Genomic DNA, 15749 nt, shown 5'->3' on the forward strand with positions numbered 1-15749 from the left:
ATTCATTTCTCCTCATTGCTTGTTTTTATTACTTCTTCTATAAGATCATCATCAACTAAATAAGGTAATGTTATATGATCCCTTCCCTCACAAATTTTGTTATATTCTATTGCAGTAACTATAGAATTCTCATTTCTAGCCCAAGCACGTCTAGCAACTCCATTCATAACATCCCAAGGCATTGCACTTCTTAATATATCATCTACTCTTTGTGAACCATCTAAAACCATTCCGAATCCTCCATTTATAGATCTCCCAATTCCTACTCCACCTCCATTATGTAAAGTTACTAAGCTCATTCCTCTTGCACAATTTCCTGCAAAGCACTGAGTAGCCATGTCAGCCATAATATTACTACCATCTTTTATATTTGATGTTTCTCTAAATGGAGAATCTGTTCCCGATACATCATGATGATCTCTTCCAAGCATAACAGGACCAATTTCACCCTTTCTAACCATATCATTAAATTTAAGAGCAATCTTAGTTCTTCCTAAAGCATCTTGATAAAGAATTCTAGCTTTTGTACCCACTACAAGATTATTCTTCTTTGCATCTCTTATCCAAGCCCAGTTATCTCTATCTTGATATCTTCTATCAGGATCTATACAATCCATAGCTGCCTTATCAGTTTTTACTAAATCCTCTTCTTTTTCGCTTAAACACACCCATCTAAATGGACCATATCCATAGTCAAATAACTGAGGTCCTAATATATCTTCAACATAAGATGGAAATATAAATCCATCTTTTTTATCAATTTTATTTTTAGAAATATCTATACACCCTGAATCAAATACTGATGCCATAAAACTATTTCCATAATCAAAGAAATACACACCTCTGTTATGAAGTTCTTTTATAAGCTCAAAGTGTGTCTTAAGACTTTTATTTACTAAGCTTATAAATTTATCTTTATCTTCTTCTAATAATTTAGTTCTTTCTTCAAAAGTAACTCCCTCTGGACAATAACCTCCATCGTATACAGCGTGACAAGAAGTCTGATCCGAAAGTAAATCTATATGTATATTTTCATCTAGTGCATATTTAAGTAAGTCTACAATATTACCATAATAAGCTATGGCACAAGGCTGCTCTTTTGCTATATACTCTTTAGCAATAGAAAAAGATTCTTCACAAGTTCTTGCTATTTTACTTACCCATCCTTGATTATACCTAGTTTCAATCCTAGAATAATCTACTTCCGCTATTATTCCGACTCCACCTGCAATTTCAATAGCCTTTCCTTGAGCTCCACTCATTCCTCCAAGACCTGAGCTTACAAATAATTTGCCTGATAGATTCTTATCTTTTCCTAAACCTAATATTAATCTTCCTGCATTTAATAATGTTGAATAAGTACCATGAACTATTCCCTGTGGACCTATATACATCCAACCTCCGGCTGTCATTTGACCATAGTTAGATACTCCTAATGCTGCTGATCTTTTCCATTCCTCTTGATTATCAAATATACCAACCATTAATCCATTGGTAATTATTACTCTAGGAGAATCTGGTTTTGACTTAAATAGTCCTAGGGGGTGTCCAGAATGTATGACTAATGTTTGGTCTTCTGTCAATTCTTCTAAATATCTTTTAACTAATCTATACTGCATCCAATTTTGAAATACTTGACCTGTTTCTCCATAGGTTACTAGTTCATATGGATAAAGGGCTACATCAAAATCTAGATTATTATCTATCATAACTTGAAAAGCTTTACCTTCAATACACTTACCTTTATATTCATCTATCGGTCTTCCAACTATTTTGTCTTCTGGTCTAAATCTATATCCATAAATTCTACCTCGGGTTTCTAACTCTTCTAAAAACTCTGGAGCTAATTTTTCATGATATTTTTCTGGAATATATCTTAGTGCATTTTTTAATGCTAGTTTTATATCTGAATTTGATAATTTGCTATCTCTTCTTGGTGCCCTTCTAATATTAGCTTCAAACTTAGGAATTTTCTCTGGTATAAATTCTAATTTTATTTTCATGGAATTTTCAATTTCATCATTTGATATCATCAAAACTTCATCTAAGGTACTCACTAAAACTTCCCCTTCCTTAAATTAATATATTAGACCTATATATTTAAATATCTTCGTTTACTAATAATTTTTCATCTAAAGCTTTTTCTACTGATAAAACCAATTTATTTTCTTTCACTAACTCCTCACATATATTTATTTCCTTATACATAATTCTATCGTTATCTATAAAATCAATATAATTTCTTACTAATTTATAGGCAGCATTAGTCCCTATCCCAAGACTTCTTTTACCTTTTAGATCTATAGCTTGAACTGCTGCTAATATTTCCATTGATAATATTTTCCTTGTATTTTCCATTATTTCTTTTGCTTTTCTAGCTGCGATTGTTCCCATTGATACATGGTCTTCTTGATTTGCTGATGATGGTATCGAATCTACACTTGCTGGATGTGATAATATTTTATTTTCTGATACTAATGATGCCGCACTATACTGAACTATCATAAATCCTGAATTTAATCCTCCTCTATTTATTAAAAAGGCAGGTAAACCATGATTTAATGCTGGATTAACCATTTTTTCTAATCTTCTTTCTGATATATTACCTAGCTCTGATAAAGCTATCCCTAAAAAATCAAAACTTAAAGCCATAGGCTCTCCATGAAAGTTACCACCTGATATAACTTCCTCTTCATTAGGAAATATAATTGGGTTGTCTGTTACTGAATTTATTTCTATAATTACTTTTTCTCTTACATATTCAATTGCATCTTTTATCGCTCCATGAACCTGCGGAGTACATCTTAAAGAGTATGCATCTTGGACCCTTTTTTCGCCCTGCCTACTTGTCATTTCGCTTCCACTTAATATTTTCATAACATTTTTAGCTGTATTAACTTGACCTTTATGAGGTCTTAGTTTATGTATTCTTTCATCCATAGCGCAGGTTATTCCTTCTAATCCTTCCATAGTCAAAGAAAATGCTATATCTGCAGTTTTTATTAAGTTTATGGAATCCTGTAATGTTAATAATCCTACAGCGGTCATAACCTGTGTTCCATTTATTAAAGCTAATCCTTCTTTAGCTGATAAATGCTCTATTACTCTTATATTTGCTTTATTCATAGCTTCCTTCGATGACATTTTTTTACCTTGATATATAGATTCACCTTCTCCTAACATAGTTAATACCATATGTGATAAAGGAGCTAAGTCCCCTGATGCACCTAAGGATCCTTTTTGTGGAATTACAGGATGCACCCCTTTATTCAACATTTCTATCAAAGTTTCTAATACATATAACCTTAATCCAGAATTACCTTTTGCTAAAGCATTTATTCTAAGTAGCATAATCGCCCTTATTACATCTATCTCAAAAGGCTCTCCAACTCCGCAAGAGTGGCTAATTATTAAGTTTTTTTGTAGCTTTTCAGAATCCTCTTTAGATATTACAACATCTGAGAATTTACCAAACCCAGTAGTTATTCCATAAGAAACTCTCTCTTTTTCAATAAACTTATCAACTAAGTCTCTTGCTCTATTTATTCTTCTAACTGCATCTTGGCTTAACTCAACCTTATAATTATTCCGAGCTACATTAACTACATCCTCTATAGTTAAATTACACCCACTAACAACTATATTATTCATAAAAAACTCCTCCTTATCCTGACACAATGTAAATCAATAATAAGTGAATATACTTAATAATTCTACGCACTTATATACATCCCTTTACAAATTTATTTCAGATAAGTTTTATCACATATATTTCTCATTATTCCATTTCAAAAATAAAAAAGGCATGTCTCAAGTAAATATAACCTAAGGGGCCTTTTGTACTTAGCCCCCATCCCATGTATATTTACAAAGACAGCCTTTAATTATCTTCTTTCTATAACACTTTCTCTTTCTTCTATTCTATATGGTAATTCTATTTTCTTATCTTCTAAAATTTCTTTATTTATCATTTTTATTACCATTCTTATAGCAACTGCTCCCATATCATATAACGGTTGGTGAACAGTTGTTAACTTAGGTCTATACATCTTAGCTATTTTAACATCATTAAAACCTGCTACTGATATATCTTCTGGAACTCTGTATCCAGAGTCACAAATAGCATTTATTGCTCCTATAGCAGCCTCATCACCTGTTACAAAAGCTGCATGAGGTACAACACCTTGATCTAGCATTTCTTTCATACTATTGTATCCACCTTCATAAGTAGTTGTTCCATGCTTAATTAAGTTTTCATCTAAACTAATATTTCTTTCAGTAAGTGCTTTTTCATACCCTGCTAATCTTTCTCTTTCAAGTATAGTATCATCTTGGCTTGTCATTACAAATGCAATTTTTTCATGACCTTTATCTAAAAGATATTTAGTCATATCATAAGTAGCATCAACATTACTTGTACTTACAGTGTATATATCATAATCTCTAGCTGTTTTACTTATGTAAGATGCAGGTATTCCACATTTTTGCATGTATTCTACATGCTCTTCTTCTACTATCCAGGATATCATAACTATACCTTCAACTTGTTTAGCTCTTAATAAGTTTATACTCTTTAATTCTTGCTCTTTATCTGAATACGTATTAGCTAAAAGAATTTCGTAATCATACATTTTAGCGATTTCTTCCACACCATTTAATATTTCATTTACAAAAGAGTCTGAAACTTCTGGAACTATAACTCCTATTAATTGACTTTTTTTAGTTACTAAACTCCTTGCTAATGGATTTGGTATATATCCAGTTTCTTTTATTACATCTAAAACTTTTTGTTTAACTTCATCTGTGACTGGCTTTGAATCATTTATAACTCTTGATACCGTTGATATTGACACGCCAGCTTTTTTCGCTACATCTTTAATTGTTATATTACTTTTCATATAAAGCCTCCTGCCTTAAATTTATTTAAATTTAGATATACAAATTCAAAATTAAAAATTCACTAGTTAACTACTAATTGTACCATAAATTTTTTTTTTTATAAATATGTTTATATCTATATTTTTACATATAATAAATTTAATTATGTAATATTTATTATAATAGATTGCAAAATAAAAGTGTTGGTATAATATACCAACACCCCTGTATTAATTAATTCTTACTAACAGCATCCTCCATCGTCAAAGAATCCGCCGCATGAACAAGTTATTAATAATAATATTAAGAATGGAATCCAAGCAATTATGTCTATATCTTCCCAGCAGTCACCAAAAGCTAAGAATAAGAAGAATAATACTATTATCCACCAAGCTCCTGAAAAACATCCGCCTTCCCCAAAGAATCTATCTAGCATAATAAAGTCCTCCTAAATGAAAATTTTTAAAACTATAAGTTTTATTTGCTGGCTAGTAGTATATTTACTTAACCATCTATATTACATAATATGAAGTTACTTTAATTTTGTTACTATAATATACCACCACAACTACAAAGTATTAATAGAACTATTAAGAAAGGTATCCAAGCCATTATATCAAAGTCTACCCAACTATCACCAAAAGCTAAGAATAAGAAGAATAATATTATTATCCACCAAGCTCCTGCTCCAAAGAATCCATCTTCTCCAAAAAATCTATCTAACATTGTTAAGTTACCTCCTGTTGATATTATTGAGCTTTCGCTCTTAACATATAATATGCAGGTTGTATTATTTGTGATAGTATTTCATATTATTTTCTTAAATACTTATTCATAAAATTTTTGGAACATTTTTTAATATAAAAAAGGATATCTAAAATATTGCTAATAATAAGATAAATCGGGGCCATTGGCCCCTAATTATCTATAATTAAAGCTTAATCTTAGATATCCCCCTAATGTCATTAACAGTTGCAATCAAAATTGCTATTATCAAAGCATCCACAATCATCATCAAAGCCCATTGAACATGAACAAACAATTAATAGTAAAATTAAAAATGGAATCCAATCAGTTATACAAATATCAACCCAACAATCTTGGAATGCTAAGAATAGGAAGAATAATATTATTATCCACCATCCTCCACCTCCAAATGTTTCAAATACTCTACTTAATTTATTTGTCATACAACCTCCCCCTTACTTATAAATTATTACTCTGTAAGTCCCCAGTTGTCGTTATAATACTTCTCCTTTTATATACTATGCTTTAATTAAAAAAGTGTTATTATTTTCTCATAATATCTTCTAACATTAACTTATGTATTTAATACACACGAAAAAGAGGCCCTATTTAAAGACCCCCTTATTAACACTAACAGCAACCTCCATCAAAATCTAGATTTGTTAATACTAAAATTATTAATATTATCCAAATCAATGCATTATCTTCACAGAATATGAACTCTAGTAAATCATCTCCTAATAGAAGTATTACCCCTAATATTATTAATATCATTAAACCTCCATTACCAAAGAAACTATTACCACAGCAACCTCCAAAAAAACGAGATAAACTTTGTTCATTAGACATCTTCATACCCCCTATGATTTTTTAATAGGATATTTATTACCTATTTAATGAATAATATGTTATCAGGTATAAAATTGTTCCATTTTGTCTAAAAATATTTTTTATTTTTATTTAATTTTTTAGATACAGATTTTTTGCAAAAAAAAAGAAATCAATTTAGATTCCTTTAAAATTAACAACAACTATCATCAAAATTAAATAATAGTAATATTATTAAAATTATCCATATCCATACACTATCATCATCAAAAAAATCATCTAGTAGGTCTGTTCCTATTAATAAAAATACTATGACTATTATTAATAATACCCCTCCACTACTAAAAAGGCCATTATTGCCTCCAAAAAATCTAGATAAAGTATCTTCAAGTTTTGCCATGACCTTTCCCTCCTTAAAATAAGTAAAAGGTAAAAAATCTCCTAACTAAATATATGTTTTAGCAGATAAATAGGTTACTTCCATAAAATCCTTATTTATTAATTTATTTAGTTCTTCTTCACTCAGTTTGTTATATTTTTCTACCTCACTTAAATATATTTCTTTATCATTTGGGTAAGAAATCATATATATCAAATTGTCTATTGATTTTACTTTATAATCCTTATAATCTTTTACTAAAAAGGAAGTCTTAGAATTTTTTATTCCTTTCTTTAAACTAATTAACCTTGATATGTATTCATCTTTTTTTTCATTCACTAATTCTTCTTTTTCAATAGTATCAGATAATATTCTATTACATTCAACTATGTAGTTCTTCATCCTTTGCATATCTAATGTTATAGAGTTATAGTATAAATTTGCTAATACGATTATAAAAATACATACAGATGATAATACTAGTCCTATATACTTCATAACAATTCCTCCTATGTTCTATTTATATAATTTATATTCAGCTTTTAAAACTTTATTACTTTTTATTGATTGTGTATTGAAATATTTTTAATATTATATTAAACTACAATTAAAATTAAGAAACCGTTTAGGAGGTCTAATCATGTTTGAAAAAATAAAAACAATAATTGCTGATCAATTGGGTATAGATAATGCAGACGAATTAACTCTAGAAACTTCTTTAAAAGAAGATTTAGATGCAGACTCTTTAGATGCTGTAGAGGTTATAATGGCTCTTGAAGACGAGTTTGGTATAGAAATACCTGATGAAGATGCAGAAAACATGAAAACTATAGGTGATATATGCCACTATATAGAGGAAAACAAGTAATGTACATAAAAGAATCTCTTTTAATTAATATTAATTAAAAGAGATTCTTTTTATTTTAATTAAATTATATAATTACATTATAATTTACGTAGTAAAAAAGTTAGATTTCTTACAGAAAACGTATGCCTAATAGGCATACGTTTTTATTTAATTTATTTAATTAGATCTTCTTGAGTTTAATTCGTCATTTACTTCTTCTAATCTTGATTTAGTTAAGTTATATATAAATATCATAGCTAAAAGTCCTATTATAACACCAAAGAAAGGAACTGCAGTTATTACATTTTTTACTCCATTAGCAACCTCTGCTGTTTGTTGAGTTACACCTGATTGATATCCTATTATACCTAAAGCAAATCCACTTATACCACCAACTACAGCTTGGCTAAGCTTTCTAACTAATGAATAAGCAGCATAAACTATACCTTCTTCTCTTTTTCCTGTTATATATTCTTGATAATCTATTGCGTCTCCAACTAAAGCCCATACTAATAAGTTTATTAAGCCTGTTCCTATACCTGCAAGGCAGTTTATTGCTATGAATATATATGGGTTAGTTATTGGTAAGAAGAATAATAATCCATATCCTATAGTCGCTATTACAAATCCAGCTGCAGTAACTTCTTTTTTACCGTACTTAGCAACTAGCTTTCCACCAAAAGGTATAACTAAGAATGATGGAATCATAGTTATTAATGATGCTGTACCTACTAAATTTGCATTTCCAAAATAGTCTTTATATAAATAAGGATTTAATGATTGAGGTAAGAACATTGCTATTAATAACCCAAATGATGCAACCATTATACCTATTAAAGCTCTATTTTTAAATAGCATAGAAACTGATTTACCTAAGCTTATCTTTTCTTTAGATTCATCGTTTACATTATGTTGTATTCTTTCTGTAGTCATCTTAAATGCAAAGAAATAACATATATTAGATATAACTGCAAATATTACTGCTGCTTTTAAGAATCCTTGAGCACTTGCTGATCCATCTGCTGCGAATACTAACATTGGTGCAACTGTCATTAAAATTAAGTTTGCAAGTATAGCACCTACTGATCTAAATGTTGATAGAGATGTTCTTTCTACTGGATCTGAAGTCATTACTGAAGCTAGTGATCCATAAGGTATATTTATTGCAGTATATGCCATACCAAATCCTATATAAGTTATATATGCATATGGCAATTTAAAACTTTCTGACATACCTGGTATTGCTGTAAAACATAATATTGCCATTAAACCAACTGGTATTCCTGCGCATAGTAAGTATGGTCTAAATTTACCATTTTTGTTTGGCTTGCTTTTATCAACTAATACACCCATCATTGGGTCATTTATAGCATCCCAAATTCTTGCTACAACCATTAATGTTCCTACAGCTGCTGCACCTATACCTAACACATCTGTGTAGAAAACTAATAAATAACTTCCTATTAAGTTAAATAATAAGCTATTACCTAAGTCTCCTAACATATAACCATAACGGTCACTATTTCCGAAAGGTTTTACGTTTTCCCCTCCTGCATTATTAATCCCTAAATCAAATTTTTTAGCGTCCATATGAACCTCCCTAATATGATATTTGTTTAAAATTTGACATATTAATATATAATTACCCTTCTTATACATTTTTTGTAAAAATATTCTAAAATACTTGTATACATGTTTATTGTAAAAAAAATACAATATATGCACTAAAAAGGATAATCTTCCCTTATCTATACATATATTGTATCATATTAGATATTACTCTTCAATATAATAATCTATTTTTTAACATTTTTTTATATTATTATATCTTTTCTAATTATTATGTTTATACATTAAAGTATTTAACTGCATTATTGTAGCAAATATTTTCTATAATTTCCCCTAAGAATTCCATATCATCTGGATATTCCCCATTCTCAACTAATCCACCTATATAGTTACATAATATTCTTCTGAAATATTCATGTCTAGTATACGATAAGAAACTACGAGAATCTGTAAGCATTCCTACAAATTGACTGATAAGACCTAATTGAGATAAAGCCATCATTTGTCTTTCCATTCCGTCTTTTTGATCGTTGAACCACCAACCAGAACCGAATTGTATTTTGCCAGCAATACCTCCACCTTGGAAATTACCTATCATTGTTCCTAAAACTTCATTATCTTTTGGATTTAAACAGTATAATATTGTCTTTGGTAACATATCTTCAGTAGCTAAAGAATCTAATAATCTAGATAATGGCATAGCAACTTCTGCATCATCTATACTATCAAACCCTACATCAGCTCCTAACTTTTTAAACATTCTAGTATTATTATTTCTAAGAGCTCCTATGTGTAATTGCATAACTATATCATGCTTATGATACATTTTACCTAAGTTAACCATAGTTAAAGTTGAGTACTTTTCTATTTCTTCTTGAGTTAAAACTTCTCCATTTAATGCTTTTTTAAGTATTACATCTACCTCTTCTTCTGTTGCAGCTCTAAAGTAGATTCTATCTAATCCATGGTCTGTTATTTTACATCCATTTTCTACGAAGAATGCAACTCTCTTTTCTAATACATCTATAAGCTCTTTATAGCTAGTTATTTCTGTATTTTCAGTTGTACCTAATACTTTTATGTACTCAGCAAATCCTTCATTTCCTATCTTAACTGCTTTATCAGGTCTAAAACTTGGACCAACTTGGCAATCAAAGTTCTCATCTTTAGATATTGCAATATGCCATTTTAAATCATCTGCTGGGTCATCTGTAGTTCCGATATATTTAACATTTGATTTTTCTATCATAGTTCTAGCAGAAAAATCAGGACTTTGTATTATTTCATTACATCTATTCCATATTTCTTCAGCATTTTTTTCACTTAAAGTTTCTTCTATTCCAAAGTATTCTTTTAACTCTAAATGAGACCAATGATATATTGGGTTACCTATTAAATAAGGCATAGCTTTTGCAAATGCTTTAAACTTTTCAAAATCACTAGCATTTCCAGTTATATATTCTTCATCTATTCCAAAACTTCTCATGGCTCTCCACTTGTAGTGGTCTCCACCTAACCATATTTCAGTTATATTATTATATCTTTTATTTTCTGCTATTTCCTGAGGATTTAAGTGACAGTGATAATCACATATAGGCATTTTAGATGCATGATTGTGATATAAGTATTTTGCAGTTTCTGTTTGTAATAAGAAATCTTTATCCATGAATTTTTTCATAATACCCTCCATTTACATTTAGCCATTGCTATAAGAAAACTTTCTTATAGCAATGGCTTTTATTTTAACAATATTTATAATTTAATATTAAATTATCTACTTTTTAATATAGCTTCTTTAAGTCCATTTAAATAAGTAGCACCTAAAGCTCTATCATATAATCCGTATCCTGGTCTTCCAGTTTCTCCCCATATCATTCTACCGTGGTCTGGTCTGTATGGTCCATCAAAGTCATAATCACAGTAAGCCTTCATTATTTCATAGAAATCTAGTGATCCTGCTTCTGATAAGTGAGCAACTTCATTGAAGCTACTTTCTCCAGTTATTAATACATTTCTTAAGTGAGCAAAGTGTATTCTGTTCTTCTCTCCACCGAAGTATTTAACCATTTTAACTACATCGTTAGTTGTTGTACATCCTAAAGATCCAGTACATAAAGTTACTCCATTGTAGTGGCTATCATATAAGTTTAAGAATCTTTCTAAATTTTCGAAGTTAGTTATTATTCTTGGAAGTCCAAATATTCCCCATGGTGGATCATCTGGATGTATAGCCATTTTAACTTCTTCTTCTTCAGCAACTGGCATTATACCTTTTATAAAGTATTCTAAGTTTGCCCATAATTTTTCTTCATCTATATCTTTATATTTATCAAGTAATGCTCCAAGTCCACCTTCACCATATGAAGTATCCCAACCTGGTAATTCTAATTCTCCTAATTTCGGATCCATCTTAGCAACTTGTGCTTCATCATATATTAAACAAGTCGAACCATCTTCTAATTCAAATTCTAAATCAGAACGAGTCCAGTCAAATACTGGCATAAAGTTATAACATATAGTTTTTATTCCAGCTTTGCTTAAGTTTCTTATTGTTTGCTTATAGTTTTCTATATATTGATCTCTAGTTGGTAAACCTAATTTTATATCTTCGTGAACTGGTACACTTTCTATAACGCTAAGCTCTAAACCAGCATCTTCTACTGTTTTCTTTAATTCTAATATTCTATCTAAAGGCCAAACCTCTCCTACCGGTATATCATATATTGCGGTTACTATACCTTTCATTCCTGGTATTTGACGTATGTATTCTATTTTAACAGGATCATCTTGTCCATACCATCTAAATGTCATTTGCATAACAATTTCCTCCATTTATCTTTTTATATTTTGTAAACCGTTCTTCATTAATGAAACAACAGTGTCTTCGTCTACTATATTTATATCCCCTAATATCGAGTGCTTAAGTGAACTTGCACAAATTCCAAATTCAATAATTTCTTCATGCTTCATATCTTTGAATATTCCATGTAGTACTCCCGCAGTAAAGGCATCTCCTCCACCTACTCTGTCTAAAATATCAAAAGTATATTCATTTGAAATTATAAGTTCTTCTCCATCATATAAATAACCCCTTAAGCTATTATTATTGATTGAATTTACTGTCCTTTTAGTACATGCTGCATATTTTAAGTTTGGATATTTCTCAAATAATCTACCATAAAGATCTTTAAGATTTTCGTTAAACTCTAAGCCTTTATCTTCAAACTGTAATATATTTATCATGTCTAAATGTCCTAGAAAAGCTATATCAATAAGAGGCATTACCTCTGTTAATACTTCTCTTGCTTCTTCTAAAGACCATAATTTTGCTCTAAAGTTAGAATCGTACGATACTAGTATACCTCTTTCTTTACAAGCTTTTATAAAATCTATAGTGAATTCACGTAAACTTTTACTTAATGCTGGTGTTATCCCTGACATATGAACGAATCCAACACCATCAAGAATTTTATCTATATCAAATTCACTTTTATCTGCCATAGATATAGCAGAATATTTTCTATCATATATAACTTCTGTACTTCTTAATCCATGACCAATTTCTGAGAAGTATATCCCTAATCTACCTTTCCCAGTAACTACATCACTTATATCTACATTATAACCCCTAAATTTACTTAATACTTTTTGACCTAAATGATTATCTGGAAGCTTTGTAACAAATTTAGTATCATGGCCAAACATAGCAAGGCTTGCTATTACATTAGCTTCTCCTCCTGAATATACCGCTTCAAAAGAATTAGATTGTAATATCTTTTGATTATTAGGAGGAGTAAGCCTTAACATTATTTCGCCAAATCCTAATATTTTTTTATTATTAAGCTCTAACTTGTTCACAGTCTCTTATTTTAGCTATCTTTGCTACAAATTCTGCAGCTAGCTTTTCTATATCTTCTAAGCTACCTTTTATTAGCGAGCTTCCTACTCCTACGCAAGAAACCCCCATTTTAAACCACTCTTCAACGTTATCTATGTTTACTCCGCCAGTTGGCATTATTTCAACATGTGGTATAGGTGCTTTAACAGCTTTTACGTATTTAGGTCCAAATACATCTCCAGGGAATACTTTTACCATTTTATTTCCTTTTTCTAACGCATTCATTATTTCAGTAACAGTCATACATCCAGGGAAATAAGTAACTCCCATTTCATGACATACTGTATTTACTTCTTCATTATATCCTGGACTTACTACATATTTAGCTCCAGCAAGTATTGAATCCTTTGCCATTTGTCCATTTAATACACTACCAACACCTATTATGGCATCTTCATGATCTTTATACTCTGCTATTAATTCATTTACATTAGGTATTGAGTAAGTAAGTTCTAAAGCTTTAACTCCACCTTTTAAACAAGCATTTATATATCCTCTTGCTTCTTCGTGACTTTTAGCTCTAAGTACTGCTACAATACCTTCTTTTTTTATAGTTTCTAACATTTTTGTTTTCCCCCTATTTATTATACTCCTGAATAAGCTGAGAATGCTCCATCTACTGGTATAACAACTCCATTTACAAATCCTGATGCTTCTTCACTTACTAAGTATAGTAATGTACCTAATAATTCATCTGCTTCACCAAATCTATCCATTGGAGTACTATTTAATATTTTCGCAGTTCTTGCAGTTGGTGTTCCATCTTCGTTAAATAATAACTTTTCATTTTGAGCAGTTACGAAGAATCCTGGAGCTATTGCATTAACTCTTATTCCAACTTTAGACATATGAACAGCTAACCATTGAGTAAAGTTACTTACAGCAGCTTTTGCTCCTGAGTAAGCAGGTATCTTAGTTAATGGTGTGAAAGCGTTCATTGAAGATATATTTATTATTGAACAACCTTTTCTATTTATCATATCCTTAGCAAATTCTTGAGATGGTAATAATGTTCCTAAGTAGTTTAAGTTAAATACAAATTCTACACCTTTTTGATCTAGGTCAAAGAATGTTGTTAACTCATCATTATTTAAATCTTCTTCGAATAAGTATTCATTTGTAGTTGTTCCTTTTGGATGGTTTCCACCAGCTCCATTTATTAATATGTCACATGGACCAAATTCTTTTAATACTATTTCATGAGCTCTTTTTAAGCTTTCTTTATCTAAAACATTAGCATCTATTCCTATTGCTTGTCCCCCATTAGCAATTACTTCTTGAGCTTTTCTATCACAAGATTCTTGCCCTAATGAAAGTATAGCTACTTTTGCTCCACAAGCTGCTAAAGCATCTACCATAGCACCGCAAAGCACTCCTGCTCCACCTGTTACTACACAAACTTTATCTTTTAAGTCAATACTAAATGGTAATTTCATTTTTTACTCCTCCTGAGAACTTTTTTATTATACTTGTATACTAGCACACCAAAAAAAAATTTTCAATACTTTTTAGGAAATCTTTTTCATTTTTTATAAAAAAATCTCTTTATCTTAAAGATATAAAATTCTAAGATAAAGAGACTTTAATTTACTTCTTATTTTTTATATATGACTTAAGATCTTCTCTTTCTTCAATCATTATATGCCATTCTTTTAAGGGCGATTTTATATGCCTCTCTATAACTTTCTCTATCCCATCTTTTGATTTGTTTTTTATCATATCTAAATATATCTTATGTTGTTCAACTATTTGTTCTTTATTAGATTTCATCTCTGATAATAATCTCATTCTATTATAATGAGTACTTAGACTTGTTATACTATCCCAAATATGAACTTTATTTGTACCTAAAAATAATAATTTATGAAATTCTTTATCTAATCTATGGAACTCTATATCATTATCTTCTTTATTTACAATTAAACTTTGAGCAAATATATTCTTTTCTAATTCCATTAATAAATTCTCGGGAAATCCATCACAAGCTTCCTTTAATACTTCTTTTTCTAAAGTATATCTCATAAACACAGCTTCTTCTATTAAATTCCAATCTATTAAGGATATATATGTACCTGATTGAGGTTTAACTTCTATAAGATGTTCTGATTTTAATTTCATTAAAACCTCTCTTATTGGAGTTCTTGATATATTTAATTTTTGAGATAAGTCTGATTCACTTAATAAATCCCCTGGTTTTAATTGAATAGACATTATGTTATCTTTTAACACCCTATATGCGTAATCTTTTCCCGTTTCCTTATACTTCTTTTCGTACAGTCTCACAATAATCTCTCCATACCTTTAAATTTAGGATTTTCTCCCATTAATATTATCTAATTTGTTTTTTGACAATAGTTTAATTATATCATAAATCTTAATATTATACTTTACTTACTTTATATATTGAAATAACTCATATTGATTTATTATTTTATCCCCATTATGATAATTATTTATTTAACATAGTAGTATCCTATCATATAATAGCGTTTTTTTCAATATTTTTACAAAATACATATTGCAAAATTATTTTGTAAAAAAAAAGATTTATACAGCATTAGGATAAAAGTATTAAATACTTTTTAACCTAAATATTATATAAA

Annotated in this window: 17 protein-coding genes; 1 reads left to right on the top strand and 16 read right to left on the bottom strand. The window is 29.5% G+C overall.

Annotation, left to right across the window (positions count from 1 at the left end; genetic code table 11):
• Positions 1 to 2 precede the first annotated feature (2 nt).
• From H8923_RS03155 to H8923_RS03195, 9 genes are all read right to left on the bottom strand, one after another.
• Positions 3 to 2033 (bottom strand): urocanate hydratase, encoded by a 2031-nt coding sequence (locus tag H8923_RS03155; protein WP_153925908.1) that lies wholly within the window; start codon positions 2031 to 2033, stop codon positions 3 to 5.
• Positions 2034 to 2100: 67 nt separating this feature from the next.
• Positions 2101 to 3651 carry a histidine ammonia-lyase gene (hutH, locus tag H8923_RS03160; RefSeq protein ID WP_153925823.1) on the bottom strand — a complete coding sequence of 517 codons (1551 nt, stop codon included), beginning with the start codon at positions 3649 to 3651 and terminating at the stop codon, positions 2101 to 2103.
• Positions 3652 to 3884: 233 nt separating this feature from the next.
• A complete protein-coding gene (locus H8923_RS03165; protein WP_153925825.1) occupies positions 3885 to 4898 on the bottom strand; it encodes a LacI family DNA-binding transcriptional regulator in 1014 nt (337 codons plus the stop codon).
• Between the two features lie 224 nt (positions 4899 to 5122).
• A complete protein-coding gene (locus H8923_RS03170) occupies positions 5123 to 5314 on the bottom strand; it encodes a hypothetical protein (RefSeq protein WP_147541585.1) in 192 nt (63 codons plus the stop codon).
• Positions 5315 to 5427: 113 nt separating this feature from the next.
• A complete protein-coding gene (locus tag H8923_RS03175) occupies positions 5428 to 5604 on the bottom strand; it encodes a hypothetical protein (protein WP_153925827.1) in 177 nt (58 codons plus the stop codon).
• 239 nt (positions 5605 to 5843) lie between these two features.
• A complete protein-coding gene (locus H8923_RS03180; RefSeq protein WP_147541581.1) occupies positions 5844 to 6068 on the bottom strand; it encodes a hypothetical protein in 225 nt (74 codons plus the stop codon).
• Between the two features lie 187 nt (positions 6069 to 6255).
• Positions 6256 to 6474: a hypothetical protein gene (locus H8923_RS03185; RefSeq protein ID WP_153925829.1), complete on the bottom strand. Its 219-nt coding sequence runs from the start codon at positions 6472 to 6474 to the stop codon at positions 6256 to 6258.
• A gap of 172 nt (positions 6475 to 6646) precedes the next feature.
• On the bottom strand, positions 6647 to 6853 hold the full coding sequence (locus tag H8923_RS03190; RefSeq protein WP_147541578.1) for a hypothetical protein: 207 nt from the start codon (positions 6851 to 6853) through the stop codon (positions 6647 to 6649).
• 45 nt (positions 6854 to 6898) lie between these two features.
• The gene (locus tag H8923_RS03195; RefSeq protein WP_153925831.1) at positions 6899 to 7330 is read right to left on the bottom strand and encodes a hypothetical protein; all 432 of its coding nucleotides are present in this window, start codon (positions 7328 to 7330) and stop codon (positions 6899 to 6901) included.
• A 142-nt stretch (positions 7331 to 7472) separates the two neighbouring features.
• On the opposite strand from H8923_RS03195, the gene acpP reads away from it, so the two are divergent.
• The gene (acpP, locus tag H8923_RS03200; protein WP_147541575.1) at positions 7473 to 7700 is read left to right on the top strand and encodes an acyl carrier protein; all 228 of its coding nucleotides are present in this window, start codon (positions 7473 to 7475) and stop codon (positions 7698 to 7700) included.
• 156 nt (positions 7701 to 7856) lie between these two features.
• Here acpP and H8923_RS03205 read toward each other — a convergent pair whose 3' ends face one another.
• From H8923_RS03205 to H8923_RS03235, 7 genes are all read right to left on the bottom strand, one after another.
• A complete protein-coding gene (locus tag H8923_RS03205) occupies positions 7857 to 9269 on the bottom strand; it encodes an MFS transporter (RefSeq protein ID WP_153925833.1) in 1413 nt (470 codons plus the stop codon).
• Positions 9270 to 9525: 256 nt separating this feature from the next.
• On the bottom strand, positions 9526 to 10926 hold the full coding sequence (gene uxaC / locus H8923_RS03210) for a glucuronate isomerase (RefSeq protein WP_153925835.1): 1401 nt from the start codon (positions 10924 to 10926) through the stop codon (positions 9526 to 9528).
• A gap of 92 nt (positions 10927 to 11018) precedes the next feature.
• Entirely contained in the window at positions 11019 to 12065 is a 1047-nt protein-coding gene (uxuA, locus tag H8923_RS03215) for a mannonate dehydratase (protein WP_153925837.1), read from the bottom strand.
• A gap of 15 nt (positions 12066 to 12080) precedes the next feature.
• The gene (locus tag H8923_RS03220) at positions 12081 to 13106 is read right to left on the bottom strand and encodes a sugar kinase (protein WP_187127819.1); all 1026 of its coding nucleotides are present in this window, start codon (positions 13104 to 13106) and stop codon (positions 12081 to 12083) included.
• Positions 13087 to 13710, bottom strand: a complete 624-nt coding sequence (eda, locus tag H8923_RS03225) for a bifunctional 4-hydroxy-2-oxoglutarate aldolase/2-dehydro-3-deoxy-phosphogluconate aldolase (protein WP_153925839.1) — start codon at positions 13708 to 13710, stop codon at positions 13087 to 13089. Before eda ends, H8923_RS03220 begins: the two co-directional genes overlap by 20 nt.
• 20 nt (positions 13711 to 13730) lie before the next feature.
• Entirely contained in the window at positions 13731 to 14582 is an 852-nt protein-coding gene (locus H8923_RS03230) for an SDR family oxidoreductase (RefSeq protein ID WP_153925842.1), read from the bottom strand.
• 151 nt (positions 14583 to 14733) lie between these two features.
• Positions 14734 to 15429 carry a GntR family transcriptional regulator gene (locus H8923_RS03235; RefSeq protein WP_187127820.1) on the bottom strand — a complete coding sequence of 232 codons (696 nt, stop codon included), beginning with the start codon at positions 15427 to 15429 and terminating at the stop codon, positions 14734 to 14736.
• Between the last annotated feature and the right edge of the window lie 320 nt (positions 15430 to 15749).

Origin of the sequence: Romboutsia faecis, assembly GCF_014323405.1 — a bacterium.
Lineage (GTDB): Bacteria > Bacillota > Clostridia > Peptostreptococcales > Peptostreptococcaceae > Romboutsia_E > Romboutsia_E faecis.

What these genes read in the sequence shown, in the direction of transcription:
- eda (WP_153925839.1), bottom strand. Translation starts at nt 13,710, where the DNA reads ATGTTAGAAACTATAAAAAAAGAAGGTATTGTAGCAGTACTTAGAGCT.
- hutH (WP_153925823.1), bottom strand. Translation starts at nt 3,651, where the DNA reads ATGAATAATATAGTTGTTAGTGGGTGTAATTTAACTATAGAGGATGTA.
- uxaC (WP_153925835.1), bottom strand. Translation starts at nt 10,926, where the DNA reads ATGAAAAAATTCATGGATAAAGATTTCTTATTACAAACAGAAACTGCA.
- H8923_RS03165 (WP_153925825.1), bottom strand. Translation starts at nt 4,898, where the DNA reads ATGAAAAGTAATATAACAATTAAAGATGTAGCGAAAAAAGCTGGCGTG.
- H8923_RS03180 (WP_147541581.1), bottom strand. Translation starts at nt 6,068, where the DNA reads ATGACAAATAAATTAAGTAGAGTATTTGAAACATTTGGAGGTGGAGGA.
- uxuA (WP_153925837.1), bottom strand. Translation starts at nt 12,065, where the DNA reads ATGCAAATGACATTTAGATGGTATGGACAAGATGATCCTGTTAAAATA.
- acpP (WP_147541575.1), top strand. Translation starts at nt 7,473, where the DNA reads ATGTTTGAAAAAATAAAAACAATAATTGCTGATCAATTGGGTATAGAT.
- H8923_RS03185 (WP_153925829.1), bottom strand. Translation starts at nt 6,474, where the DNA reads ATGTCTAATGAACAAAGTTTATCTCGTTTTTTTGGAGGTTGCTGTGGT.
- H8923_RS03175 (WP_153925827.1), bottom strand. Translation starts at nt 5,604, where the DNA reads ATGTTAGATAGATTTTTTGGAGAAGATGGATTCTTTGGAGCAGGAGCT.
- H8923_RS03195 (WP_153925831.1), bottom strand. Translation starts at nt 7,330, where the DNA reads ATGAAGTATATAGGACTAGTATTATCATCTGTATGTATTTTTATAATC.
- H8923_RS03170 (WP_147541585.1), bottom strand. Translation starts at nt 5,314, where the DNA reads ATGCTAGATAGATTCTTTGGGGAAGGCGGATGTTTTTCAGGAGCTTGG.
- H8923_RS03155 (WP_153925908.1), bottom strand. Translation starts at nt 2,033, where the DNA reads ATGATATCAAATGATGAAATTGAAAATTCCATGAAAATAAAATTAGAA.
- H8923_RS03230 (WP_153925842.1), bottom strand. Translation starts at nt 14,582, where the DNA reads ATGAAATTACCATTTAGTATTGACTTAAAAGATAAAGTTTGTGTAGTA.
- H8923_RS03190 (WP_147541578.1), bottom strand. Translation starts at nt 6,853, where the DNA reads ATGGCAAAACTTGAAGATACTTTATCTAGATTTTTTGGAGGCAATAAT.
- H8923_RS03205 (WP_153925833.1), bottom strand. Translation starts at nt 9,269, where the DNA reads ATGGACGCTAAAAAATTTGATTTAGGGATTAATAATGCAGGAGGGGAA.